This window comes from Kitasatospora sp. NPDC088779 (genome assembly GCF_040685395.1).
In the GTDB taxonomy this organism is placed as follows: Bacteria; Actinomycetota; Actinomycetes; order Streptomycetales; family Streptomycetaceae; genus Kitasatospora.
The window spans coordinates 35,229-59,613 of the sequence record NZ_JBFBHW010000031.1; the positions used below are offsets into that span (position 1 = coordinate 35,229).

Sequence of the window (24,385 nt, forward strand, 5' to 3'; positions counted from 1 at the left end):
TCACCGCTCACCACCGCCCCGCAGATACACACAGCGCAGCTCGGAGGCGAAGCGCAACTCCCCGTCCCGCAGCCAGGCGTCCTCGGGTGCGGGCAGCGTCTCGGACAGCAGGAGCTGTTCCGCTGTGCCCGCCAGCCGGGCCATGCCCTTGAGGAGTTCGGGGCTCGCGGTGTCCACGTACACCGGTTTGCGTTCGGCCGGTGACTTCGCGAAGAAGCGGTCGGGCAGGCCCCGTTCCCGGAGCAGCCGGGCCGAGGCGAGCAGCCGCTCGGCCTCCCGCCGGCTGCCGTGCGCCTCCAGCAGCGCCGCGCTCGGCAGCGCCCAGCGGCGCCGCGAGAACACCACGTTGCCCCAGCGCAGCCGCGGCACGTGCGGCAGGTCCGGCAGCACCGGGCGGCGGATCCGGGGCAGTGCCAGCGCGGTGTGCACGGCGGTGTCGAGCTCGCCGTTGTGGAACAGCAGGCTCCGGCCGGGGTGGGTTTCGCCGCGCAGGACGACCCGTTCGCCGTCGCTCTCCAGCCACAGCTGGTCCAGGCCGATCCGCTCCCGGTCCGCGCCGGCCCTGCCGCCCAGTTCGAGCACCACACCGGGGAACTCCAGCGGCGGCAGCCCGGTCGTACGACGGGAGATCACGTTGACGGCCAGCTGGTCGCCCAGGGCCCTGCGCACCCCGGCGTCCCGCTCGGCGAGCAGCGCCGCGGCGTCCGGATGGAACTGCAGCGCCCACGGGGTGAGCAGCGCCGCGTCGTGGATGTCGCCGAGCACGAGCGGGGTCACCCCCGGCTCGTACCCGGCCAGGTCGGGCGCCGCGATCAGGACGTCGATGGAGCACAGCACCGGGGCGGCAGGCGGTGGCGGTGCGGCGAGCAGCCCCGCCACGTCGAGTTCGGCCCGGTCCGCGCCTTCGGCCTCGACCACCCGGCTCAGCTCGGCGCCGAGCTCTCCACCCGGCTCGATGGCGAGGTCCGCGCACTCCCGCAGCGCCCGCAGCAGCGGGATCCTTCCCGCTCCGAGCCGGGCCGCGACCGCCCGGTTGGTGCGTACGCGGGTCGCCTCGGCCTCGTGGGCCAGCAGGTCGAGCACCGGCGCGACGGCGTCGCACATGTCGCGGGCCAGCGGTCCACGGACCTCCAGCCCGGCCGTGCCGACGGCGGCCTCGTGGATGATGACCCGGTCGTTGTAGAAGCGTCCGCGTTCCGCCGAGCGGTCGGTGACGGGCAGCAGCGACTCCAGTTCGGCCTGGACGGTCAGTTTCCGCTCGGGCGGCGCCGACGGGTAGCCGTCGAGCAGTTCGAGCACCTTCACCAGCAGGGCCCGCACCCCGGCCGCGCGGGCGGCCGTCTCGGTGTCCGAGGCGTCGATGCGCTCCAGGGTCCAGCGCAGCGGGTCGACCACGGTCGCCGGCGGACACAGGGTGTGCGTCAGCGTCCCCTTCGCCACGGCGGCCGCGAACGCCTCCACCGCCTCCAGGGCACCGGCGCCGCACCCGGACGCGATCCCGGCCACCGTCCGTACGCCGTCGGCCTCCCGCAGCAGCGCCGCGCCGACGCCCGTGCCGCGGGGCGGCCCCGTCATCGTCTTGCGCACCGGCGCCAGCCGCTCGGCCAGCGCCGGGTCGCCCAGCAGCAGGTCCTGCACGGCGTCGTTGACCCGGGCCGCGGTGTGCGCCTGGCGGACCCGGATCGCCGTGTGGCCCTCCCAGCCCAGCGCCGTGGCGGCGTCGGAGCCAGGGCTGAGCCTGCCGTAGTTGATGGGCCCGAAGAAGCTCATCGTCTCGCTCTTGGACGCCAGCCGCTGTGCGTAGGAGGCGAGTTGGCGCCGGATCCGGCCGCCGGTCGCACCCCGTGCGAGATCGCGGTGGACGGCGGGCGATGAGCAGACGATGGCGTCGTTGACCCGCGGATCGGTGCGGACGGCGGCGAGCGCCTCGTCGACCGCCGCCGTGTCGGCCTCGACGGTGGCGGCGAGCCGCTCCTGCACCGCGCTCACCCGCTCCGCCGCGGCGTTCCACTCGGCCAGCCAGTCGGCGGGCAGGTTGTCCGACGCGGGCAGCGGCCGCAGACCGCGCAACTTCGCCTGCTGGCCCCGGGACAGCCGCCCCGCCGGGTGCAGCCGTGACGCCACGTCGGCCGACCGGGCCTCCAGGGCGAACAGCTCCTCGATGAGCAGACGGGTCCGTTCGCAGGCCAGTCGCTCGACCATCTGCCAGGGGAACCCGGCGCTGCGCAGGACGACCGTGGGCAGCAGCTCCCAGCCGTGCCGCCGCGGCGCCGGCGTCGACTCCTGCGGCGACAGGTCGGATCGGTCGGATCGGTGGGTCATGACGATGCCCTCTTCATGGCGATCCGGAACTCCGAGGTCACGGGGGCCCCGCCGTGGCGCAGCCACAGCGCGTCCGGCGCAGGCCTCATCTCGGCCAGCGACACGGTCGCGCTGTCACCGGCCAGCACCATCGCCACCAGGGCGTCGACGGCCAGCGGACTGTCCAGGTCGATTCCGACCGGTTTCGGCTCGTGCGCGAGGGAGGCGAAGCAGAACCGGGGCACTCCGTGCCGGGCCCGCAGCGACTGGACGGCGAGGAAGGCGGCGGCGGGGTCGCGCGCCGCGTCGACCCCGAGGTCGGCCCGGTCGAACCACCAGCGCGCCCGCTGCACGAGCAGGTCCCCGACCACGATCCTCGGCGCGAAGTCCCCGATCCGCACCAGCGGCAGCCCCACTCCGGGTGCGGCGAAGGCCCGCAGGTGCACGTGGTCGTCCTCGCCGGCGTACAGGGTCAGTTCCCCGTCCGGGGTGCGCAGCCGGGGCGTGCCGTCCACCAGGACGACGCTCAGATCGGTCAGCGGCACGGTCCGCTCCCGGTCGTCGGTGGCCACCGAGGTGATCTCGATGAAGCGGCCCGGGAACCAGTCGGCCACCAGGCCCTTGTGGCGCCTGCGGCGGATCACCGTGGCCAGCCGCTCGGGGCCGCCCCACGGTTCGAGACCCGCCGCGAAGTCGCCCAGCATCCGGTCCTGTTCGTCGCTGAACAGCCCCTGTGAACCCCAGGCGAAGACGTACGGGTGCAGCTCGCCCAGCACCAGCAGTCCGCCGCCGTCCTCCCGGCTCTCCAGCATCAGGTCAGGGCTGACGAAACGGGGCCGGCCGGGCTCGGGCGCGAACCCCGCGAGCTCGGCGGGGGAGAGCCGGGCCTCCTGGCCCCGCACGGCGGACTCCACCAGTGCCGCGTAGTCCCGCTTGAACCCGATCAGTGGCCCGGCGAGCCGGTCCAGACCGCCCGCCTCGACCGAGGCGCGCATCCGGCGGATCAGCTCGTCGTACGGCATGGCGCCGCCGCCCGCCTCGCGCAGGATCCCCGCGCACAGCTCGGCCGCCGCGTGCTGCTGGAGCTCGCCGTAGCGGGCGGCCACGTCCAGCACCGGGCTGAGCTCGGACTCCCAGCGCCCGGCCACGTCGCCACCGACCACCACCGGGCTCTGGTCGCCCTTGGCGTCCAGGGACACCACCAGCCGGTCCGCGTACATCCGGCCGCCGGCGCGACGTGCGTCGACGTCGGTGAGCCGGGTGAAGCACTCCTCGACGCGCTCCAGCGCGGCCGCCCGGGCGCGGTGGCCGTCGGCCGCCGCGTAGGCGTCGCCCAGGTCGCGCAGTTCCCGCAGCCGCACCGGCCAGGCGGTGCCCTCCGCGTAGCGGTCGGCCCAGGAGACCAGCCAGTCCAGCGGCCGCGCCGCCGTGGACGGCGGCTCGGGCCAGAGCCGGACGGCCCCGGCCTGCCGCAGCCGGTCCAGGACCCGGCGCGTCTCCGCGAGGTCGAGCCCCGCCAGCGCCGCCAGTTCGACGGGGGAACGCCGCCCGTCGACGGCCTCGGCGAGCTGCCACCGCACCCCGGACAGGGTGATCCGGCGGCCGTCGGCGGACTGGATCGTCCCCGACGCCGTCCCCGGCACCTCGCCCGACCCCGATGTCCCGCCCGGTGTCCTGCTCGGTGTCCTGCGGCAGGACGGCATCCAGGCCACGGGCGGGCGGTCCCGCACCTGCGGGTCCGTACCGATGAGCTTGGCCAGCTCGCACACCGCCCAGAACGCGGTCTGCGCCTCCAGGACGTGGTAGCCGCAGGCCGTCTCGGGGCCGAGGACGGTGCCCTCGGCCCCACGGTCGACCCGGCCGTGCACCAGCGGACCGAAGAAGCTGGTCGTCTCGTTCTTCGCGCCGAGCCGCTGGCCGTACAGGTAGACCCGGCGGTAGAAGGACCGGTCCTTGGCGCGGTTGCGGCCCGTCGCGCTGTCCTGCTGCTGCCAGCCGTCGACCCAGCGCACCGCCTCGGTGTGGAAGGACGGCGACAGCTGGAGCAGGGCGTCGCACACCCGCTCGTCGCGGAGCAGGTCGCGGACCCGCTCCGGCCGCCGCAGCACCTCCTCACCCAGCGCGGCGGTCAGCCGCTCGCCCGCCTGCTGCTGAGCGGAGTGCGCCGCGCGGTAGCCGTCGACCGCCGATGCCACGTCGCCGCCGCGCGGGTCGGGCTCCACCGGCAGCCGGCGGCCCACCCGGCCGCGCAGCTTCGACAGTTCGCGCAGTCCGGCCCGGTCCCGCTCGCGGTCGGCGCCGGTGACGGACTTGGCGATCGCCTCCTGGAGCCGGGCGCGGCTCCGCTCGAACCGCGCCACCACCTCCCGGTACTCCGCGGCCGCGGCACCCGCCGGTCCGTCACCGAGAGCGGTCAGCAGGCCGATGCCGAAGCCCGCCCGCCGCAGCAGCAGCCGATCGTAGAGCTGCCACCTGGCCCGCTGTCCCGTCTCCCCCTGGGTCGCATGGTCGGTCATGGCCTCAGTCCTGAAAGTTGATCAGGTCGAACGGGCGGTTGAGCTTGGTCCGCGGCCTGGGCAGCAGCCCTTGCAGGTCACCGCCGTCGGCGACGGCCTTGGCGAGGGCGTCCGCCGCACCGGGACGGGTGAGGCTCAGCGGCGCCATGGCCGCCACCGACCCGGCCGCGGCCACGGAGCCGGTCGTCATCACCCGACCCGCCTGGGCCAGCGCGATGCGGTACGGGTCGCCCAGCAGCCGCGCCGCGGACTCGGCGCGCTCGTACTGCTCGGCGCCCGTCCTCGCGTCACCGCCGGAGGCGTGCAGCATGCCCAGTTCGAGACGCACCTCGGTCTCGTGGAAGCGGTCACCGAGCTCGGCCGCGTTCTCCAGCGTGGTGTCCAGGTCCGCCAGGGCGGCGTCCCGCTCGCCGACGAGCAGCCGCAGCCCGGCGCTGCGGTACGCGTGGTGCTTGCGGAAGCCCGCGTTCGACGAGCCGGCGGCCTGCTTGAACTTCTCCCAGGTCGCCAGGGCCGAGGCGTGCTTGCCCGCCTTCTCCTGGAGCACGCTGATGTTCGAGTACAGGTTGATCCGCAGATGCGCGGCACTGGCGTCGGTCAGACCCGCCATGCAGGCCAGCGCCTGCTTCTCGTGCTCGAAGGCCGCCCCGAGGCGCCGCTCCGCGAACAGGGTCAGCCCACGCAGGTTGTGCAGCCAGCCGCGCTCGCGGCGTACGCTCTCGGCCTCGCCCGGACGTTCCCCGACGACCTCGAAGCCCTGCTCCACCTCGGCGACGGCCTCCGCCAGCCGGTTCTTGCGCTTGGACAGGGTGAGCGCGGAGTACAGGTGCGACTGGGCACGCAGCTCCGGGGAGAGGCCGGCGGCGTCCTCCCGGATGGCCCGGAAGCAGGCGAGGGCCGTGTCCTGGTCCCCGCGGAAGCCCGCCTGGATGCCGAGCACCTTGAGCAGGAAACCGCGTACGTCGGCGGTGCCGCGCAGGATCGCCGTCTCGAACTCGATGGCGTGGACGAGCTCCTCCTCGCGCTCCGCCTCGGCGAGCAGCCCGGGTATGCCCGACTCGGGGATGCCGGCGAGCAGCCCGATCGCCTCGTCGGCGACGACCGCCATGCCCTCCCAGTTCGTGGAGAAGAACGCCCGGCGGCAGTAGGCCAGCGCGGCGGCCACCCGGTCCACGGCGGAGCCCTCGGAGTCCCTTGCCCGCAGGAAGAGTTCGCCCTCCTCGGACACCGGCTCGAATTCGGCGTCCGGAGCCGTACCCAGGTCCACGGCCAGGTCGCCCTCGGTGACCGGCAGCCCCATGCGGCGCAGACAGCGCACCCGCTCCCCGCGGTAGTCGGCGTACCGGCCGACCGGCTCGCGCACGGACGTCGGTGCGTCCAGCAGCAGTTCGGCGCCCTCGACGAGCTGCGCGTGCTCGAAGGCCCGCATGAAACCGCGCAGCGAGGACAGGTCGGTGCCGCCCATCCCGCTGAGCAGCAGGGGCCTGCCCAACTGCGCGGTGCCCGTGCAGAGGGCGGTCGCGGCCACCGTCAGCACGCGGTAGACCTGCTCGCTCTCCCGGTGCAGCCGCCGCTCGGAGGGCGCGAGCGCGATCTCCTCCAGCGGCGCGGTGCCGGGCGCGGTCTCGGCGGGAAAGAGCTCCGCCCATTCGGACGGGTGCCCGGCCGCGAGGCCGGTGAAGTCGGCGCCCTCGGCACGCAGGGCGTCGATGCCCGCCCGCAGCCCCGTGTACGAGGCGGCCGGGCCGGTGTTCACGTCGACCAGGACGGAGTCGGTGGATACGCGGCTCACCTCGGCCGCCCGCGTCACCATCGCGAGGGCTCGGTGGTGGCGAGGGCGAGCGGCGCGATCTTGTTCTCGACCTCGTCGAGGTCGAAGTCGACGTCGTCCAGCTCGTCCAGCGCGTCCAGTTCGGTGTCCTCGGCGGTTTCCGCCTGGGGGGTTTCCGTCCCCTCGGTGGTCTCCTCGGGCTCTGCGGACTTCGCGGTGGACTTCGCGGTGTCTTCCATGGCGCGCTCCATTCGGAATCACGGTCGGACGTGGGAATGCGGATGCGAAGGATCCGGTGTCAGGGCAGCCGGAACCAAAAGGGTGGGCGGGAATCGTGACGGCGGACGTACCGGGGACGGACGTACGGGGGACAGACGTACCGGGGATGGACGTACGGGGACGTACGGCGGGCGGCCGCGGTCGGCGGCGGGCCCCGGACGCTCAGCCGACCGGCGTGCGCATCCGGGCGAACTCGACCACTTGCCGTCCGACGGTGGCCAGTTGCGCGGTGAGACGCGGGTCGCCGGTGCTGCCGCCGACGCTGTCGTCGGATGCCAGGGTGACGCTCTCCGTGTTGACGGCCACGCCCAGGGGAGTGGGCCAGCCCCTCAGGGCGTGCACGACGGAGCGCAGCCCCGCCAGCGTCGAAGCGGCCTGCGTCCCGCGCGCGGTGACGACACAGCCGACGGCGCGGCCGTGCAGATACGGACGCGCGTCCTCACGCAGGTCCTCCAGGTAGTCGAGGGCGTTCTTCACCAGACCGGAAACGCCCCCGTGGTACGCGGGCGTGCCGATCACCAGGCCGTCGGCGAGGGCGACGGCCTCGACCAGCCGCCGGGCCGCCGGGGTGCGCAGTGACTCCTCCGGTGCGTAGAGCGGCAGTTGAAGTTCCTCGGCATCCAGCAGCAGGGTCCGGGCCCCCGCCGCCGCGGAGGCCGCGAGTACCGCCCGGACCGCCCGTTCCGTCGAGGAACCGGATCGGACGGTGCCCCCGATGCCGACGATCAGGGGCCCGGTATCGGCCGGGGCACCAACACCGGGATCCTCCACCGAAAGAACGGAACCCTGGTTCGTCTCCAGCACGGTTACACCAATCTCCTTGACCGGTCGCGGTTTTCGGAGTCTAGACAGGGTGGTTATGCGCTGGTTATGAGCTGGTTATGCGGGGGTTATGCATCGGTTACGCGTGGGCCGGAGGTCTGGTCCACCGTCCGGGCGGACGCGTCCTGGGTACGCAGAACCCGCTCCAGAAGCCGCTGGGTGTCAGGGCTGACATCGATGTCCAGACCATCCGACATCCGGGCCCGGCACAGCTTGTACCAGGACCTCGCCTGCGCTAACTGGCCCAGGTCACCGTGCACTTGGATCAAGGTCCGGTAGACGTCCTCCTGGTACGGGTCGATGTCCAGCGTGCGGCGGCACATGTCGATGACCTTCGGCAACTCGCCCCGGTCCAGCGCCTCCTGGAGGAGGAAGTCCGCCGCTCCCAGCGCGAGGGACCGTACCCAGTCCCGCTGCTCCCTGGCCCAGTCGGCGGTCTCACCGGGCAGGAAGTCCCCGGTGTGGAGATCCAGCGCCCGGCGGTAGTGCTCCGCTGCCGCGCCCGGATCACTTCGGGCCGCCGCCCGGTGCCCTTCGTTGCACAGCCGCTCCAACTCCTCGAAGTCCAGCCAGGCGTCGTGGAGTTTGAGGGAGTACCCGTACTCGCTGCAGACGATCTCCGCGGCCGGCTGCTCCTCCGCAGCCTGCTGCCCGCTGAGTATCTGGTGCACCGCGTGCTTGGCGACCTTGAGGGAACTGGAGCCCGCCGACCGGGTGCGGTCGGGCCACAGCGCGGCGTGCAGTTCGTCGCGGTCGACCGTACGGCCCCGGTTGATGAGCAGGTAAAGGAACAGCGTGCGCGCTTTGCCGGCCCGCCAGCGTCTGACCGGGAGTCCCCTCAAGTCCAGTGAAAAGCCGCCGAGGCAGCGTACGACGGCAAGCGTGGAAATCTCGGTCATGCGGAAACCCTCCTTCTTCGTGGGGGTGACAGGATGCGAACGCGCTGGCGCGGTCGGTCGGGTCAGGCCTGTGGGGGAGGCAACCCGGTCGACCGGTGGTACGACCGGGGTGAGGGCCGGTCGCCTTACATGTGTTGACGTACGGGAACGCCGCCGTCGTTCGGAGAATGCCGGTCAGACGGACGACGGGAAGCGGAGTCTTCGGTTCTGTCCGGTTCGCGTCGGTGTCCGGCCCCGCCCGAGACGCGACGGCTCGGCGATCGCCCCTGCCCGGGCCGCGCCCGACCTGGAAGCCCTTGTCTCACCGGAAGATGCTGACGGCGTACTCGCCCATGGCGAGCTGTCGCGACACCCTGGACAGGCCCACATGCAACTCGGCCTGGATTCTCCGAACTTCGGCGCTCTTTCCGGCCTCGCCGATCAGCGACTTCACGAAGTCCATTCCGAGAAGGCGCCGACGATCCCCGCACTCGGGTCGGTGTACGCACGATCGCTGTGCTGATTGCGCCGACACGTCCCACTCCGCGGCAATGGCGGCGGAGGTGCTGGCCAGTGTGGCGAGCGTGAGTCCGACGACCACCCCAGCGGCGGCGACCAGGGTCCCAAGTGGCTTGCGCGGCATGATGTGCGTTCTCCAGAGTTGCCTGCCAGGCACCGTCCGGCCGCCCGAGTCAGGAAGATCAGTAATGACTCTGGCTTCTGGGAATAAACAAGCAATGAACAGCGGATACGGCCCCGGCGCCCGCCCGCTTCGGCTCCCCGGGTAGACGAACTACGACGCCCGAATGCCGAATCGAAGCCACCTGTCGTTCGTCCCCGCAGGATCGCGCGACGCGAACGGCCACCCGCCAGTTCTCGTGCTTGCGCGCACCATCCGAAGGATGAATCCTCGCCAGTCCGCCCGGGCACCCGCATACCGAAGCGCCCCACGCCCGCCCGACATGCCTTCGGCGCCGCCCACACCAACTCCGGCTCCACACCCGCACCTGTTTCCCCGTCCGCCTACGGCGGCGCGTCCTGCCCCGGAAATGCCGCATGCCTCGCCCCCCGTCACACCGGTCGGGCCATCTCCGTGGGTGCGGGGGTGAGGGCAAGGTCTCGCATCCGGTGCAGGCGGAGTCGGCGACCCGGCGCGCGGGTCTCGCAGGAGTGGGAATCGTCGGGCCCTTCGAAGACCTGGACGTCTCCGCCCAGATCACGCCGTGGAAGCGTCCCGACCTGGGTCCGTGACTGACCGAGCGTCAGGGTGAGTAGGGCGCGACGGTGCGGGCCAAGGCCGACCGGGTGCTCCGCTCCGCCAAGGACTCCGCGGACGTGGCGCACTGGGCGTCACGGCGGCGCACAGGCACCTGCGCGAGACGGACCGGTGGGGCCGGTGGTCAGCCGCCGTACGGGTACCGGATCGGGGACCGCCCGGGCGGTGGCCGAACGCCGGAGCCGGACCAAGTGACCTCGGAGGCGGTCCGGTCCATGGGCAAGCTCCTGCTGGAGGGGCGGAGTCGGTGGATGATCGCCACGGAGCTGGAAGCCGCGGGCTTCGACACCCCGGCGGCCCACGCGTACAAGAACCAGGGCGAGTCGCACTCGACAGAGCGCAAGGCGCCGCCGTCGAACCAGTGGAACCCGACCGGCGTGGGCAAGATCCGTCGTCCGCCGGCGACGGTCGGCGGGCGTCAGGCCGCGCTCCCGCCGCGGGCGCGGGCGTCGGTGACGAGCGCGGCGTGGATCGGGCCGGCGCCGGGCGGGTTTCGCGTCCGTGCGCGTCCGTGCCGCACCGCCGGCTTCTCCCGGCCTGGCACCGGGACGGGCGCAGGGCCTCGGGGAAGGCGGCGGTGACGGCCAGGCCGTTCACTACCCGGCGGTGGTGGTTCAGCCGCAGGTCTTGTCCGGGTGGTCATGGGTGATGGCGCAGATCATCGCCTGTGCCCGGCCGTTGTTCGGATACCTGCGCTGGAGTTCGTCCTTGAACTCCTTCCACTGGCGGGCGATGTCCTTGACGGCGAGGTCGTAGGCGCGGTCGAAGTTGTGGGCGACGGCCGAGCGGGGGCTGTCCTTGGTGTCCTTGTTCAGGACCCCGTCGTGGGTGACGCGGCCCGTGCAGTTGGAGACCGTCCCGGTGTGGTCGCGGTCCGGGTAGCAGCCCGTCGCCAGGTCGTGGGGGATGTGGCCGGTGGCGTCCTTGACCCAGTCGGCCCGGTTCATGGAGCTGTAGCGGGCGATGGAGAAGAACGCGGGCAGGTCGGTGCGCCCCAGTCCTGGGGGGTTCTTGACGCCGATGGCTCCGGGGGCGGCCTGGTCGGCCCAGTTACTGTGGGCGTAGAAGTCCTCGATCTGGTGCCAGCCGCGGCCCAGGTCCTCCAGCACCTCGCACTTCGCCCGTCCCGGTTGGTCGTTCCACGAGCAGGCCGGGGAGATGGAGGTCTGGGCGGCGATGACGTGCCCGTTCGCGTCGACCAGCCGGTCCGCGGCGGCGAGGGCCCTCCTGACATGGTCGACGGAGCTCTCGACGCAGTCGATGACCTCGGCGTCGGCCTGCGCGCGGGTGCGGGGGTAGCGGCTGTCGTACCGGGGGTCGAGGTAGTCGGCGTTGTCGCAGTGGAGCTTGCCGATGCCGAAGTACTGGTCGTGGTCGTTGGCGACGATCGCGCCCGAGTTCCCGTCTGCCATCGCCGTCAGCGAGTTCGGGTGCCAGCCCCCGGCTCCCAGGGCGGCCCGGGTGATCTTCTCGTGGTTGCCCCCGCTGAAGGCGTGCGCCGGTGTCGCGGCGCAGAGGACGACGGAACACAACAGTGCGAGACCGGCGGCGGGAGCGTGCGGGCGCAGTCGGCGGGAAACGCTGGGATTCACGAGGTCTCCAGGGGTGAGATGGACGTCTTCGGCGGGCGTGCATCCGGACGTGGCGTCCCGCCCATAGTAGACATGCCCCTGACAGGTAGTGGGCGAATTGCCACAGCGCACGCGGCCCGTGCGCCACCTCACATGGTCCGGGACCTGGAGGTCCTCGCCGAGGTCACGCCGTGGAAGCAACCGGATCCGGGTCGGTGGTTGACCGGGCGGCAGGGTGAGCCGGACGCGATGGTGTGGGCGAAGGCCGATCGGGCGCTCCGGTCGGCGAAGGACTGCGCGGACGTGGCGCACTGGGCGGAGGAGAACCACGAGGTCCTGGTCCTCGCAGGAGCAACTCCCGCAAGCGCGGAGCCGACCTGGGCGCGATCCGCTGGTCCCAGGCAGACGAGGAGCAACCTCCGCGAGCGCGGGGCCGACCGCAGGCCAATGGTCGTTCGGCCGCAGGCCGAGGAGCAACGCGGGGCCGAGGGTGGGCAGCGGCGATACGCGCGGCCTGGAGGGGAGCAACCCCCGCGAGCGCGGGGCCGATCCCGTGGTCCTGTCCGTCTCCGGCGTCGTCCTGGAGCAACCCCCGCGAGCGCGGGGCCGACGTCACCCGCGAGATGGCCCGCACCGACCCGCGGGAGCAACCCCCGCGAGCGCGGGGCCGACCAGGAGGAGGCAGATCAGATCCCAGATCATGTGGAGCAACCCCCGCGAGCGCGGGGCCGACATCGGTTGCCACCCGGTGGACGGCGCGTAGAAGGAGCAACCCCCGCGAGCGCGGGGCCGACTGCGCGAGCGTCTCGTCGCCCTCGTCAACCGTGGAACAACCCCCGCGAGCGCGGGGCCGACGAGAGTGCGCCTGCTCGTGCCGTCGCCTTGATGGAGCAACCCCCGCGAGCGCGGGGCCGACCGGATCCAGGCGGCCGAACCGGTCCGGGTGTGGGAGCAACCCCCGCGAGCGCGGGGCCGACAGGGCGGCGGTGTTGATCGCCACATGCACGGTGGAGCAACCCCCGCGAGCGCGGGGCCGACCAGCACACCCCGTACATGCGGTTGTTGTCGCTGGAGCAACCCCCGCGAGCGCGGGGCCGACCTTCTTCAGCGCGCCGAGCAGGGGCTTGGCGAGGAGCAACCCCCGCGAGCGCGGGGCCGACAGCACCCGCGAGGCGATGAACAGGGCGAGCACGGAGCAACCCCCGCGAGCGCGGGGCCGACTCGAAGTCGGGGGCGGCGAGCGCCTGGGCCCAGGAGCAACCCCCGCGAGCGCGGGGCCGACACGCCCTCGCCGACCGCGTCCGCCAGCTCGGGCGAGCAACCCCCGCGAGCGCGGGGCCGACTCACCGCCGCCGGTGCTCGTCGGACCGGTCGCGGAGCAACCCCCGCGAGCGCGGGGCCGACTCACCATGGGTGAACCCGACGTAGGCACCCTGGGAGCAACCCCCGCGAGCGCGGGGCCGACGCCGCGCGCAGTCCGCGCGCGGCCGCGGCCCGGGAGCAACCCCCGCGAGCGCGGGGCCGACAGCTGCGGGTAGACCGGCACGGTGCGCAGGGAGGAGCAACCCCCGCGAGCGCGGGGCCGACTTGTACCCGGCGCGCCTCAGGACTGCGAGGCAGGAGCAACCCCCGCGAGCGCGGGGCCGACCCTCCGCTGGCGATAGGCTCGGCCGGATGCCCGGAGCAACCCCCGCGAGCGCGGGGCCGACCCGCACTGGGAGCACATCAAGCTGGCCTTCCAGGAGCAACCCCCGCGAGCGCGGGGCCGACGTCGCGCAGGCCGTTGGTGAGAGCCGTCAGCAGGAGCAACCCCCGCGAGCGCGGGGCCGACGCGCTGGGCTTGGGCGTCGTAGAGCTCGGTGAGGAGCAACCCCCGCGAGCGCGGGGCCGACCGGAGGCGGCGGATCACCGGCCCGCCTCCGGGCGAGCAACCCCCGCGAGCGCGGGGCCGACGCGGCGGGACGGTGCAGGCGGATCGGCATCGGGGAGCAACCCCCGCGAGCGCGGGGCCGACGAGGACTGGTGCGGCGCCGAGACCCACACCCCGGAGCAACCCCCGCGAGCGCGGGGCCGACATCCTGGTGATCGGCGCGCTGTGGATCGAGATGGAGCAACCCCCGCGAGCGCGGGGCCGACTTCCACGCCTCGTGCGAGCTGAACGGCAAGCGGGAGCAACCCCCGCGAGCGCGGGGCCGACACTTCCTGACCTGCAGCGATTCTCCTCAGAGAGCGCCGATTGATTCAGTTCGATTTGGTAGGCGATCCGTAGCAGCGGTCATGTGGTGTCGTCGTCTCTTCTCATGGCCAAGTCCATTGTCGGTGCCGCGTTCTAGGCTCTTGAAGCGTACTCGCACATGGAGGTCGGGACGATGGCTGAGAACCGCTGGCAGTGGTACCCGCCCGAGGTCAGGGGCTGGCTGGGCGCGTTGTGGGGGAAGTCGGCCGGGCGGGCCGGGGGGTCTGCCAACCTCCTGCTGTCGCACATGTTGGACACTGCTGCGGTGGCGGAGGTCATCTGGGACCGCTACCTGCCGCCCGTGACAAAGCGGCGCCTGGACGCCGTCGCGGGCGGCCGGGGGAAGGGGCGGCGTCTGTTCGCCTGGCTGTGCGGGATCCATGACTACGGCAAGGCCGTCCCCGCCTTCCAGCATATGGACTCCGACTTGGCGGACGCCGTTCGCCAAGCGGGCCTCTCATGGAACAAGTACGCGGTGAAATCCGAGTCCTGGCGGCACGACAAGGCCGGCGGCCTTTTGCTGCGGGCGGCGCTTGCCGACGCGGGGTGGGTGGAGGAACAGGTCGACTGGGTCTGGCCGTTGGTCGCCGGCCACCACGGTCGCTTCCCCACACTGGGCCAGCTGCCTCCGAAGAAGGCGGACCTCCAGGGGAAGGGGCCGTCCTGGAAGCTGGCCCAGTCGGCGCTGGTGGAGGTGTTCTCCCGGGAGCTCGGCTTCGGGGGAGGGGCGCCGTTGGCCGGGGTGGAGCCCGTTCTGGTGCCGGGTCGTGCGGTGCAGCTCCAACTGTCCGGCTTCGTGGTGATGGCGGACTGGATCGCCAGCGACGAGCGGCACTTCGCCGGGGTTTCGGATCTGGAGAAGGTGACGATCGATCAGGCGCGGCAGCGGGCGGCTGCGGCCTGGTCGAGCCTCGGGCTGCGTGGCGGGTGGGGAACGCTGCCGACGCCCGGCCCGGAGACGTTTCGGGACCGCTTCGGTCACGGGACCCGGCCGTCGCAGGAGCTGGTCCTCGATGTGGTGCGCCGGATGGGCGGGCCGGGGCTGGTGGTCGTCGAGGCGCCGATGGGGGAGGGGAAGACGAAGGCCGCGCTGGCGGCGGCGGAGCTGCTGGCTGCCCGGTACGGCCTGGACGGAGTGTATCTGGGCATGCCGACCCAGGCCACCGCGGACCCGATGTTCACCCAGGTCCGATCCTGGCTGCGCAGCATCGAGGAGGGGCAGGAGGACCAGGTCGCGCTGCTGCACGGCAAGCGGATGTTCAACAAGGAATGGCGCGGCCTGCTGGAAGACACGGGGGAGGGGAGCCAGGATGCCGACGCCCGCTACTCGACGGTGGACGAGTACGGCGTGCAGTCCGATTGCTTCGACGGTTGCGAGGGCGGGGAGCGCAGGGCTCCGGCCGAGTGGTTCCTCGGCCGTCGGCGTGGCCTGCTGAGCCCGTTCGCGGTCGGCACGATCGATCAACTCCTGTTCGCCGCGACCCGGACCAAGCACGTGATGCTGCGGATGGCCGGCCTGGTCGGCAAGGTCGTGATCCTCGACGAGGTCCACGCCGCGGACGTCTACATGTCGCAGTTCCTGCTGGAAGGCCTGTGGTGGCTCGGGCAGGCCGGGGTGCCGGTGGTCCTGCTGTCGGCGACCCTGCCACCTGAGCAACGACGCCTCCTGGTCGCCGCCTACCTGGCCGGAACGCAATCGGCAGAGACCCCGGTGGCACTGGAGGTTCCCGAGCCGCAGGGGTACCCGAGCGTGACAGCAGCCTGGCCGGGACAGGATGGGAAGCCGGAAGTACTGGTCGAGAGCACGGAATCCTGGCGTGACGACCTGCGAGTGCGGGTCGAGGTCCTCGACGAACCGCCGACGCGGACCGATGCCCGGGCCGCGGAGAACGACGCCGGGCAGACGGACACCGCCGTGGTCGACTATCTGAGGGACTGCCTGGCCGACGGCGGGTGCGTCCTGGTCATCCGCAACACGGTGGACCGCGCCCAAACCACGTTCGACGCCCTCCGCAAGGAGTTCGGCGCCGACGTCCGACTCCTGCACGGACGCCTGCACACGGGCCACCGGGCCGATCGCACACAGGACGTGCTGAACCTCCTCGCCCCGCCGGCCGCCGGCGCTGGGCGTCCCGGCAGGCTGATCGTGGTCGCCACCCAGCTCGCGGAACAGTCCTTCGACGTCGACGCCGACCTGCTGATCACCGACCTCGCACCGATGGACCTGCTCCTCCAGCGCATCGGCCGCCTCCACCGCCACGACGGCGTCAAGCGCCCCGCCCTGCTGGCCCAACCCACGGTCGTCGTCACCGGCATCAGTCTCGACAGCGGAGGCACACCGCACATCCTGCGCGCCTCCGAGGGAATCTACGGCCGCTACCTCCTGCTGCGCACGGCCGCAGAGGTGGAGCGGGTGACTGCCGATGGAGGCCTGTGGAGCATCCCCAGCCGGGTGCCAGAGCTGGTTGCCCGGGTCTACGGCACGGACCCCGTCGTCCCGGCGGCATGGGCGGAGTCCGAGGCGCAGGCCCGGCAGGAGTGGGAGGAGCGGCAGTCCTTGCGTCGCGCGAAGGCAGTCGAGTATGTACTGACCCGCTCCGGGGAGCACGGGGCGCCGACACTGGCCGGCCTGCACTATGGAGGCCAAGGAAGGCTGGCCGAGGGGCAGTTCGAGGCACTCGTCCGCGACGGTGACCCGAGCACGGAGGTCGTCCTGGTACGTCGCATCGGGGAGGACGACTTCCGGGCGGTGACGGGCCGCAGGCTCGGGCCGAACGGCGAAGTCGCCGCGGAGGTGGTCGACGACGTGCTCTCCGGGACGGTGCGCCTTCCCGCCCGGCTGACCGAGGCGGCGAAGCAGGCGCTCGGCCCCCTGCCGGGGTGGCGGGACCATCCGTGGCTGCGCTACAGCCTGGCCCTGGAGCTCGACGGACAGGGCGAAGCGGCCATCGGTGACTTCCGGCTGCGCTACGACGACCTGCTCGGCCTCGTGGTGAGCGGAGGAAGACCGACCCGGTAGCGGGGCGTGTGGGTGGAACAGACGGAGTGTCGCCCCGCCCACACGCCCCAACCCCGCGAGCGCGGGGCCGACTTTCAGCCGGAACCGGCTCGAAGACAGAGCCAGGGGCCATCCCCGCGCACCAATCCTGCGGGGCCGAGGGGCAATTCAAGCATTCGCCCCACAACAGACCTTCGCCGATGCCACGATGAACCAGTAGCAAGCTAGACAAAGCCAGTTGGGAGATCGGCGCGTGCCTGGGTACAACCTTGTCGAGGAACCGTGGCTGACGGCGCGGCCCGTCGGCGGCGGCCCGCCCGTGGAGCTGGGGGTCGCCGAGACTCTGGCCCGGGCCCACGAGTTCGAGGGCCTCGTCGTCGAGTTCTCCACCCAGCTGCCGGCAGTCCTGCGCCAGGTCCTGCTGCCCGTCGTCGCCCACGCCACCGGCGTTCCTGGAACCCTGCGGGAGAAGGGTGACCGGCTCGCACAGAAGGACGGGTTCACGCAGGACGAGCTCGACAGGCTCCAGGCCTACCTCGACGAGCACCGTGCGAAGTTCGATCTCTTCGACCCGGCCGCCCCGTTCGCGCAGGTCGCCGACTTGCGGACGGCCAAGGGCGAGACGAAGGGCTCCGCCGCCCTGGTGGCGACGGCGGCGAGCGGCAACAACGTCCCGCTGTTCGCCAGCCGCAGCGACGCGGACCCGCTCGATCTGACGCCGGCCCAGGCCGCCCACTGGCTCGTGCACACGCACTGCTGGGACACCGCGGCGATCAAGACCGGTGTCGTCGGCGACTCCGAGGTCAAGGCGGGCAAGACGACAGGGAACCCGACCGGTCCGCTCGGCCAGCTCGGCGTCATCATTCCCACCGGGCGCACCTTGTACGAGACCCTCCTGCTGAACCTACCGGTCACCCCGGCCGGCGTCCTCGGAGCCCCGCAGTGGACAAGGGGTCCGCACGGCCCCGCCTGGACTCCGCGCCCGGCCGAGGGCCTGCTCGACCTGTGGACGTGGCAGGCCCGGCGGATCCGGCTCGTCCCGCACCAGGACGAGGACGGCCGGCTGAAGGTCGCCCGGGTCGTCGTCAGCGCCGGTGACCGGCTCACGCTCCTGCCCCTACAGGAGCCGCACACCGCCTGGACGTTCACCGCGCCCGCCAAGAAGTCCGCATCGGCCGTGCCCGAGCGCAGGCCGCGCCGGCACACCCAGGGCAAGGCTGCCTGGCGGGGTCTGGACGCCCTCCTCACCCCGGCCCGCCAAGGCCCGGACGGCGTCTTCGAGACCAGCGTCCTGCTGGACGAGGCCAGTGCCCTGCGGGTACTCGGGAAGCTCGACGCCGACTACCCGCTCCAGGTCGAGACCTTCGGCATGGTCTACGGCACCCAGTCCTCCGTCGTCGAGGACGTCATCCACGACGTGATCCCACTGCCGCTGCTCGCCCTCCACCAGGACAGCGAAGCCCACGAGCTCCTCCTGGACGTCGCCGAACAGGCAGAACGCCTCGCGAAAGCCGTCAACAACCTCTCCGCCGACCTGCGCCGAGCCGCTGGCACCGACCCCATCCCCTGGGACAAGGGTCAGCGCCCCGGCGACCTCCTCCTGCACACCCTCGACCCCCTGGTGCGCCGCCTGCTCGCCGGCGTCCGTGCCGCCGGTACCGACGACGACATCCTGGAGCGGGGCAGGCTCGCCTGGGAGGAACTCGCCCACCACCGTGCGCGGAGCACCGCGAACGAGCTCCTGCTGGCCGCCCCCGCCACCACCTTCGAGGGTCGCACCGTCAGCCCGGCCGGCAAGTCGGGCAAGCCGAAGACCTACACGCTCGGCACAGCCGGTGCCAACTTCCGGAACCAGCTCCACGAGATCCTTCCCCGGTACGCCGACGCCCTTCGGGAAGCGGCCGCTGCCCGGGCCGCCGAGACCGGACCCGACCCCGACCCCGCCCCTGGAGCGGACCTTGACGACTGAACACACCACCTCCGCCCGACGACGCCCGTACTGGGACGCATGCACCGCCCCCGACCACACCTGGCGCCTCGACCCCCGTAGCGGGCAACCGCGCCGCCCGCCCGGCGAAGACCTCGCGGCCCTGCGCTCCGGCCTCGGGCGCCCCGTCATGGACAGCCCCAAGATGTGGCCGCTCTACAGCTGCGAGGTCAACGACGTCCTCGCGCTGCGCGACGAGGTCTCCGACGAGCAGAAGGCCGAGCACGCCGCCCTCGCCCTCTACGGCCTGCACCAGCAGAGCCAGTCCACACCGATGCACCGCCGCGGTATCAAGCTCGGCGAAGCCCTGCGAGCCTTGCGCCGCAGCGGCAAGTTCAGCGAAGAGGCGCTCGACACCCGCGTCGCGCAACTCGCGGGCGCCACCAGCGTCTCCGCGCTGCTGGTCCACCTTCGCGGCCTGATCACCCAGCTGCGCACCGTCGGGCAGCCGCTGGACTACAACCACCTGATGGCCGACATCCAGGCCTGGCACCACACCGACCGGCGCCCGCAGGTCCGCCTCAGGTGGGCCATCGGCTACCAGGCCTGGAAGGACAAGGCCCCCGCCGACTGATCGCGCTTCGATCCACCCGGACTACCACCCATCTACGGAGTAGCGCATGACCGACCGCCTCTACATCGACGTGCACATCCTGCAGACCGTCCCGCCGGCGAACCTCAACCGGGACGACAACGGCAACCCGAAGGAGGCCTACTTCGGCGGCAAGCGCCGCTCGCGCGTCTCCTCCCAGGCCTGGAAGCGCGCCACCCGCATCCACTTCGCCGAGAGCCGCGACCGGCAGGACCTCGCCACCCGCACCAAGCGGATCGCCTCCCAGCTCGCCAAGGGCATCGCCGAGCGCACCGGCATCGAGGCCGAGATCGCGCAGCGGATCGCCGGCGCCCTGATCAAGTCCACCGGCATCTCGGCGGGCAAGAAGGAGGGCGACACCGCTTACCTCCTCTTCTACGGGCGCCGCCAGCTGGACGGCATCGTCGACCTGGTCGCCGACACCGCCGCCGACCTCGCCGCCCTCGACGCCAAGGCCCTGGAAGAGGCGGTCAAGGCGTTGCCGGTCAAGGAACAGCTCCAGAGCGGCCACCCCGCCGACGTCGCACTCTTCGGACGCATGGTCGCGGACATCCCCGGCCTGAACGTGGATGCCGCGACGCAGGTCGCGCACGCCATCTCCACCCACGCCGCCGAACTCGAATTCGACTACTACACGGCCGTCGACGACGAGAACACCGCCGAGGAGACCGGCGCCGGCATGATCGGCACCATCGGCTTCAACTCCGCCACCCTCTACCGCTACGCCACCGTCGGGCTGCACCAACTGCGCGGCAACCTCGGCGACGACAAGGCCGCCGTCGACGCCGTCGACCTGTTCGTCGACTCCTTCGCCCGCTCCATGCCCACCGGTTACGGCAACTCCTTCGCCCACCGCACCCGCCCCAGCCTGGTGGCCGTCGTCGTGCGCGCCGACCAGCCCGTGAACCTCGTCTCCGCGTACGAGAACCCGGTCCCGGCGAGCCGGGGCATCGTCGCGGAATCCGCGCGCCGCCTCGCCGGGGAGTTCGCCACCGCCACCGAGCAGTGGGGCGACACCCCGCTGTACGTCGGCATCTGCCACACCTTCACCGAAGGCGCCGACGAGACCGGGGAGGAGCTGACGAAGGCTTTCGGCGCGAACCGCACCTTCCCCGAGCTGCGCGAGGGACTGCGCACCGCCCTCACCGAGCGGGTGAACGACAACTGATGCCCGCCAACCCCACCCCCACGCAGGCCACGGCCGACGAGGAACAGGCGGTCCTCGTCCTGCGTCTGGCCGGCCCGCTCCAGTCCTGGGGCGACCGTAGCGCCTTCAACCGCCGTGACACCCCGCCCCAGCCGACCAAGTCCGGCGTCGTCGGCCTGCTCGCCGCCGCCGCCGGACTTGGTCGCGAAGCGGACATCACCGCCCTGGTCGGCCTGCGCCTGGGCGTGCGCATCGACCAGCCCGGCACGCTGCTGCGCGACTACCACACCGTCAGCGACTACCGGGGTCGGCCGCTTCCGCAGGCCGGCGTCAACGCCAAAGGCCTGCAGAAGCCGACCTCCCCGGCCAAGGACACCCACGTCACCCACCGCTACTACCTCCAGGACGCGGTGTTCGTCGCCGCCGTCCAGGGCCCGGCCGCCCTCGTCACGGCACTCGCCGAGGCGGTCCGCCGCCCCGCCTTCCCGCTCGCCCTCGGCCGGCGCTCCTGCGTCCCCACCCAGCCGATCGCCCTCGGCGAGGTGCGCGGCGGCACCGTGGAAGACGTCCTGGCCGAGGAGCCCTGGCAGGCGGGCCAGGCTGCCAAGAACGCCTACCGACGGCGGGCCGAGCGGGCCCCCGCGCCGTTCTCTCCCCACCGGATCGACCTGGCCGCGACCTTCGACGACCCGTCGGGCGGCGACACCTTCCAGGACGTCCCGCGCTCCTTCGACCCCCGCGAACGCGGCTTCTCCACACGGCGGATCCGCCACGCCTGGCTCGACGTCCCCAGCGGGCTCGACCCGATGACCACGCCCGCCGAACCGGCCGCCGCGGCCGACGGCCACGACCCGTTCGCCCTGCTGGGCTGGTGACCCGATGACCTACCTCTCCCGCGTCCGCATCAACCCCCTGCGCGCGGCCAGCCGCAACCTGCTCGCCAACCCCCGGGCCCTGCACGGCGCCGTCACGGCAGGCGTCCCCGACACCGCCCCTGGTGACCGGATCCTGTGGCGCCTGGACGCCGACCACCCGCGCCGCCCCACGCTGCTGGTCCTCACCCCGTCCAAGCCGGACTGGACCCACATCGTCGAACAGGCCGGATGGCCCGACGCCGACGGCGAGCACTACGCGATCCGCGACTACAGCCCGCTGTTCGCCCAACTCGCCGTCGGCCGGGAGTTCGCCTTCCGCCTCAAAGCGAGCCCCGTCCAGAACACCTCCAAGCCCGACAAGGCGAGCGCGCACCGCACCAGGACCGCCGCCGAACTCCACCACCGCTCCTACCGCATGGCCCACCGCACCGCCGCCCAGCAGCTCACCTGGTTCCTGGACCGCACCGACCGCTGGGGCTTCACCATCCCCGAGGCACGCACCGACGGTCCGGCGCCGGGCCTCGAACCATCGGCCACCGACGCCCAGCCGGCCCGCGAGGTACGGATCACCGACCGCAGCCGCACCACCTTCACCAAGCCCGGCACCCGCACCGCCGTCACGCTCACCACCGCCACCTTCGAAGGCCGCCTGTCCATCACCGACCCGGGCCTCCTTCAGGCCGCCCTCCTCGGCGGCATCGGCCCCTCCAAGGCCTACGGCTGCGGCCTGCTCACCCTCGCCCCGCCCCCCGCCGGAGCCCGCTGACCGATGGCCGACATCTGGTGGAAAGCCCACCCCCACGACCTGCACCGCCTCGCCGACCGCGTCTCCAGCGTCTACGTGGAACGCAGCCACATCGACCGCGACGAGAACGCCGTCGTCGTCATCAACAAGCGCGAGACCGTCCGCGTCCCGGCCGCCATGGTCGCCGTGATGCTGCTCGGCCCGGGCACCCGCATCACCCACGGCGCCGTCAACCTCCTCGCCGACTCCGGCACCACCGTGTGCTGGGTCGGCGAGCAGGGCGTGCGCATGTACGCCGCAGGACTCGGCCCCAGCCGTGGCGCGGGCCTGCTCAACCGGCAGGCCTGGCTGGTCAGTCGGACCAAGGAACGCCTCGCCGTCGCCCGGACCATGTATCGCATGCGATTCCCCGGCGAGGAGATCAGCACGGCCACCATGCAGCAGCTGCGCGGCCGCGAGGGCGCCCGCATCCGCAAGCTCTACCAAGCCGAATCACGCCGAACCGGCGTCCCGTGGAATGGACGCGTCTACAAGGCCGGCGACGCCCACGCCGCAGGCGACGACCTCAACCGCCTCCTGTCGGCGGCCAACGCCGCGCTCTACGGGATCTGTCACGCCGTCATCACCGGCCTCGGCGCCAGCCCCGGCCTCGGCTTCGTCCACACCGGACTGGCGACCTCGTTCGTCCTCGACATCGCGGACCTCTACAAGGCCGAATACACCATCCCCCTCGCCTTCGACCTCGCCAAGCAGGGCCACACCGAGGAACGCGACTCCCGCCTCGCCCTGCGCGACCGCATCGCCCAGGACAAGCTGCTGGGCCGAATCGTCCACGACGTCAAGACCCTCCTCAGCCCGGACGGCACCGACATGCCCGACGTCGAGGTCAACGAACTCTGGGACGAACGTGTCGGAACTGTCCAGGGCGGCGTCAACTGGTCGGGCACCGAAGGCCCGTCGGTGCCCGCCGCCTCCGACCCGGGAATGGGCGACGAACACCTGGCCATCATCGGCCCGGAGTTCACCCAGGACACGAGCAGCCCATGACCGTCATCATCCTCATCGCCGCCCCCGAAGGCCTGCGCGGCCACCTCACCCGCTGGATGGTCGAGGTCAACGCCGGCGTCTTCGTCGGCACCCCAAGCCGCCGCATCCGCGACCGCCTCTGGGACCTCCTCGCGACCCGCATCGGCGACGGCCAAGCCGTCCTCGTCGAACCCGCCACCAACGAACAAGGCTGGACGGTCCGCACCGCTGGCAAGGACCGCTGGAAGCCCGTCGACTTCGACGGACTGATCCTCTCGGCCCGCCCCCGCCGATAAACCAGCAGGTCACGAAGCATCGGCCCCGCACGCGCGGGGATGTTCCCCCCGGTCCACCGCAGCGGATGGCGGTGGACCGATCGGCCCCGCACGCGCGGGGATGTTCCCCTGCACGGCGGGATCGTCGATGAGCTGCACGTATCGGCCCCGCACGCGCGGGGATGTTCCCGAGCCGGATACGGGTCGGCCTGCCGGGCAGCAATCGGCCCCGCACGCGCGGGGATGTTCCCTGGAGACCGAGGTTGAGCGGCTGTCGGCCGACATCGGCCCCGCACGCGCGGGGATGTTCCGCGCGGGTCGCCGTCGAGGCCGGGTTCGCCGCGATCGGCCCCGCACGCGCGGGGATGTTCCCCGGACTGGTTCAAGAAGCTCCGGGACAAGGCGATCGGCCCCGCACGCGCGGGGATGTTCCCTTGATGTCCACGCCGAGGCGGACGCCGTTGGCATCGGCCCCGCACGCGCGGGGATGTTCCCCCCCGCCGTCGACCGAAGCGAGTTGGCGAATCAGATCGGCCCCGCACGCGCGGGGATGGTTGGTCCTGGAAGGGCGGGGATGTTCCCTAGGAACCGGTCCTTCGCCCGGGCTATGACGATGGAGACGTCCGGGCAGAGTTCCTGTCTTCCTGGGGCCCTGCCCGTGGCGAGCTGTCAGAAATGGTGGTCGAAAGCCACGGTCACCGGCGCGTGGTCGCTCCAGCGTTCGGTGTGGGTGGCAGCCCGCTCGACGTAGGCCTCGACGGCCTTGGCGTCGAGGCCGGGGGTGGCGACCTGGAGGTCGATGCGCCAGCGGAACGACGCCTTTTCGAAGGAGGTCCACCCGTTCGGGCATGTGCTATTCGAGGGTGCCTGCTGGCCTGGGCGGTAGGGGGAAGCCCATGGGCATTGTGACGGCTACGGCACCGGTTCGAGCTGTGGTGGGCTCGCGTGTCTCGGACACGCACGGGGACGAGGGCAAGGTCTCGCACCTGGTGCAGGCGGAGTCGGCGACGCGGCACGCGCTGTCGAAGGAGTGGGAGATCGTCCGGTCCTTCGAGGACCTGGACGTCTCCGCCGAGGTCACGCCGTAGAA

The 24,385-nt window shown here is 72.3% G+C and carries 18 protein-coding genes, 1 pseudogene and 2 CRISPR repeat arrays; of the genes and pseudogenes, 10 read left to right on the forward strand and 9 right to left on the reverse strand.

Annotated elements, in window-relative coordinates; genetic code table 11:
- From AB0P03_RS26080 to AB0P03_RS26110, 7 genes are all read right to left on the reverse strand, one after another.
- Complete coding sequence (locus tag AB0P03_RS26080; protein WP_363631050.1) at positions 1 to 2,322, reverse strand: lantibiotic dehydratase; 2,322 nt, start codon at positions 2,320 to 2,322, stop codon at positions 1 to 3.
- Positions 2,319 to 4,817 (reverse strand): lantibiotic dehydratase, encoded by a 2,499-nt coding sequence (locus AB0P03_RS26085; protein WP_363631052.1) that lies wholly within the window; start codon positions 4,815 to 4,817, stop codon positions 2,319 to 2,321. Before AB0P03_RS26085 ends, AB0P03_RS26080 begins: the two co-directional genes overlap by 4 nt.
- Positions 4,818 to 4,821: 4 nt before the next feature.
- Positions 4,822 to 6,609 carry a hypothetical protein gene (locus AB0P03_RS26090; protein WP_363631054.1) on the reverse strand — a complete coding sequence of 596 codons (1,788 nt, stop codon included), beginning with the start codon at positions 6,607 to 6,609 and terminating at the stop codon, positions 4,822 to 4,824.
- A gap of 14 nt (positions 6,610 to 6,623) precedes the next feature.
- Positions 6,624 to 6,839 carry an ammosamide/lymphostin RiPP family protein gene (locus tag AB0P03_RS26095; RefSeq protein ID WP_350882471.1) on the reverse strand — a complete coding sequence of 72 codons (216 nt, stop codon included), beginning with the start codon at positions 6,837 to 6,839 and terminating at the stop codon, positions 6,624 to 6,626.
- A gap of 190 nt (positions 6,840 to 7,029) precedes the next feature.
- Positions 7,030 to 7,671 carry an NAD(P)H-dependent oxidoreductase gene (locus tag AB0P03_RS26100; protein ID WP_363631056.1) on the reverse strand — a complete coding sequence of 214 codons (642 nt, stop codon included), beginning with the start codon at positions 7,669 to 7,671 and terminating at the stop codon, positions 7,030 to 7,032.
- 86 nt (positions 7,672 to 7,757) lie between these two features.
- Positions 7,758 to 8,588 (reverse strand): BTAD domain-containing putative transcriptional regulator, encoded by an 831-nt coding sequence (locus AB0P03_RS26105; protein ID WP_363631057.1) that lies wholly within the window; start codon positions 8,586 to 8,588, stop codon positions 7,758 to 7,760.
- A 301-nt stretch (positions 8,589 to 8,889) separates the two neighbouring features.
- Positions 8,890 to 9,210, reverse strand: a complete 321-nt coding sequence (locus AB0P03_RS26110; RefSeq protein ID WP_363631058.1) for a hypothetical protein — start codon at positions 9,208 to 9,210, stop codon at positions 8,890 to 8,892.
- Between the two features lie 848 nt (positions 9,211 to 10,058).
- Between AB0P03_RS26110 and AB0P03_RS26115 the strand changes: the two genes are divergently transcribed.
- Complete coding sequence (locus tag AB0P03_RS26115) at positions 10,059 to 10,424, forward strand: hypothetical protein (RefSeq protein WP_363631060.1); 366 nt, start codon at positions 10,059 to 10,061, stop codon at positions 10,422 to 10,424.
- 33 nt (positions 10,425 to 10,457) lie between these two features.
- Here AB0P03_RS26115 and AB0P03_RS26120 read toward each other — a convergent pair whose 3' ends face one another.
- Positions 10,458 to 11,435, reverse strand: a complete 978-nt coding sequence (locus AB0P03_RS26120) for a hypothetical protein (RefSeq protein WP_363631061.1) — start codon at positions 11,433 to 11,435, stop codon at positions 10,458 to 10,460.
- A 327-nt stretch (positions 11,436 to 11,762) separates the two neighbouring features.
- A CRISPR array of direct repeats spans positions 11,763 to 13,611; the repeat unit is 29 nt; unit sequence GGAGCAACCCCCGCGAGCGCGGGGCCGAC.
- Positions 13,612 to 13,783: 172 nt separating this feature from the next.
- On the opposite strand from AB0P03_RS26120, the gene cas3 reads away from it, so the two are divergent.
- The 8 genes from cas3 to cas2e all read left to right on the forward strand — a co-directional run bounded on the left by cas3 (position 13,784) and on the right by cas2e (position 23,316).
- Positions 13,784 to 16,669, forward strand: a complete 2,886-nt coding sequence (cas3, locus tag AB0P03_RS26125; protein ID WP_363631063.1) for a CRISPR-associated helicase Cas3' — start codon at positions 13,784 to 13,786, stop codon at positions 16,667 to 16,669.
- Between the two features lie 232 nt (positions 16,670 to 16,901).
- Complete coding sequence (gene casA / locus AB0P03_RS26130; RefSeq protein ID WP_363631065.1) at positions 16,902 to 18,617, forward strand: type I-E CRISPR-associated protein Cse1/CasA; 1,716 nt, start codon at positions 16,902 to 16,904, stop codon at positions 18,615 to 18,617.
- On the forward strand, positions 18,607 to 19,209 hold the full coding sequence (gene casB / locus AB0P03_RS26135; RefSeq protein WP_363631066.1) for a type I-E CRISPR-associated protein Cse2/CasB: 603 nt from the start codon (positions 18,607 to 18,609) through the stop codon (positions 19,207 to 19,209). The genes casA and casB overlap by 11 nt, the downstream gene beginning before the upstream one ends.
- A gap of 46 nt (positions 19,210 to 19,255) precedes the next feature.
- Positions 19,256 to 20,395, forward strand: a complete 1,140-nt coding sequence (gene cas7e, locus AB0P03_RS26140) for a type I-E CRISPR-associated protein Cas7/Cse4/CasC (RefSeq protein ID WP_350882453.1) — start codon at positions 19,256 to 19,258, stop codon at positions 20,393 to 20,395.
- The gene (gene cas5e / locus AB0P03_RS26145; RefSeq protein WP_363631069.1) at positions 20,395 to 21,249 is read left to right on the forward strand and encodes a type I-E CRISPR-associated protein Cas5/CasD; all 855 of its coding nucleotides are present in this window, start codon (positions 20,395 to 20,397) and stop codon (positions 21,247 to 21,249) included. The genes cas7e and cas5e overlap by 1 nt, the downstream gene beginning before the upstream one ends.
- A 4-nt stretch (positions 21,250 to 21,253) precedes the next feature.
- Positions 21,254 to 22,015 (forward strand): type I-E CRISPR-associated protein Cas6/Cse3/CasE, encoded by a 762-nt coding sequence (gene cas6e / locus AB0P03_RS26150; protein ID WP_363631071.1) that lies wholly within the window; start codon positions 21,254 to 21,256, stop codon positions 22,013 to 22,015.
- A 3-nt stretch (positions 22,016 to 22,018) separates the two neighbouring features.
- Entirely contained in the window at positions 22,019 to 23,041 is a 1,023-nt protein-coding gene (gene cas1e, locus AB0P03_RS26155; RefSeq protein WP_363631073.1) for a type I-E CRISPR-associated endonuclease Cas1e, read from the forward strand.
- Entirely contained in the window at positions 23,038 to 23,316 is a 279-nt protein-coding gene (gene cas2e, locus AB0P03_RS26160; protein WP_350882445.1) for a type I-E CRISPR-associated endoribonuclease Cas2e, read from the forward strand. The genes cas1e and cas2e overlap by 4 nt, the downstream gene beginning before the upstream one ends.
- An 18-nt stretch (positions 23,317 to 23,334) precedes the next feature.
- A CRISPR array of direct repeats spans positions 23,335 to 23,853; the repeat unit is 28 nt; unit sequence ATCGGCCCCGCACGCGCGGGGATGTTCC.
- A 111-nt stretch (positions 23,854 to 23,964) separates the two neighbouring features.
- On the opposite strand, the pseudogene AB0P03_RS26165 reads toward cas2e, so the two are convergent.
- Positions 23,965 to 24,102 (reverse strand): annotated as a pseudogene (locus AB0P03_RS26165) (exodeoxyribonuclease III); the annotation flags it as partial.
- A 125-nt stretch (positions 24,103 to 24,227) separates the two neighbouring features.
- Between AB0P03_RS26165 and AB0P03_RS26170 the strand changes: the two are divergent.
- Positions 24,228 to 24,383 carry a hypothetical protein gene (locus AB0P03_RS26170; protein ID WP_350882443.1) on the forward strand — a complete coding sequence of 52 codons (156 nt, stop codon included), beginning with the start codon at positions 24,228 to 24,230 and terminating at the stop codon, positions 24,381 to 24,383.
- Positions 24,384 to 24,385 lie beyond the last annotated feature (2 nt).

Excerpts from the sequence above, each read along its gene's own strand:
- AB0P03_RS26110 (WP_363631058.1), bottom strand. The coding sequence starts at position 9,210 with ATGCCGCGCAAGCCACTTGGGACCCTGGTCGCCGCCGCTGGGGTGGTC.
- cas3 (WP_363631063.1), top strand. The coding sequence starts at position 13,784 with ATGGCTGAGAACCGCTGGCAGTGGTACCCGCCCGAGGTCAGGGGCTGG.
- cas7e (WP_350882453.1), top strand. The coding sequence starts at position 19,256 with ATGACCGACCGCCTCTACATCGACGTGCACATCCTGCAGACCGTCCCG.
- AB0P03_RS26095 (WP_350882471.1), bottom strand. The coding sequence starts at position 6,839 with ATGGAGCGCGCCATGGAAGACACCGCGAAGTCCACCGCGAAGTCCGCA.
- AB0P03_RS26085 (WP_363631052.1), bottom strand. The coding sequence starts at position 4,817 with ATGACCGACCATGCGACCCAGGGGGAGACGGGACAGCGGGCCAGGTGG.
- cas2e (WP_350882445.1), top strand. The coding sequence starts at position 23,038 with ATGACCGTCATCATCCTCATCGCCGCCCCCGAAGGCCTGCGCGGCCAC.
- cas1e (WP_363631073.1), top strand. The coding sequence starts at position 22,019 with ATGGCCGACATCTGGTGGAAAGCCCACCCCCACGACCTGCACCGCCTC.
- AB0P03_RS26105 (WP_363631057.1), bottom strand. The coding sequence starts at position 8,588 with ATGACCGAGATTTCCACGCTTGCCGTCGTACGCTGCCTCGGCGGCTTT.
- cas5e (WP_363631069.1), top strand. The coding sequence starts at position 20,395 with ATGCCCGCCAACCCCACCCCCACGCAGGCCACGGCCGACGAGGAACAG.
- AB0P03_RS26080 (WP_363631050.1), bottom strand. The coding sequence starts at position 2,322 with ATGACCCACCGATCCGACCGATCCGACCTGTCGCCGCAGGAGTCGACG.
- AB0P03_RS26115 (WP_363631060.1), top strand. The coding sequence starts at position 10,059 with ATGGGCAAGCTCCTGCTGGAGGGGCGGAGTCGGTGGATGATCGCCACG.
- cas6e (WP_363631071.1), top strand. The coding sequence starts at position 21,254 with ATGACCTACCTCTCCCGCGTCCGCATCAACCCCCTGCGCGCGGCCAGC.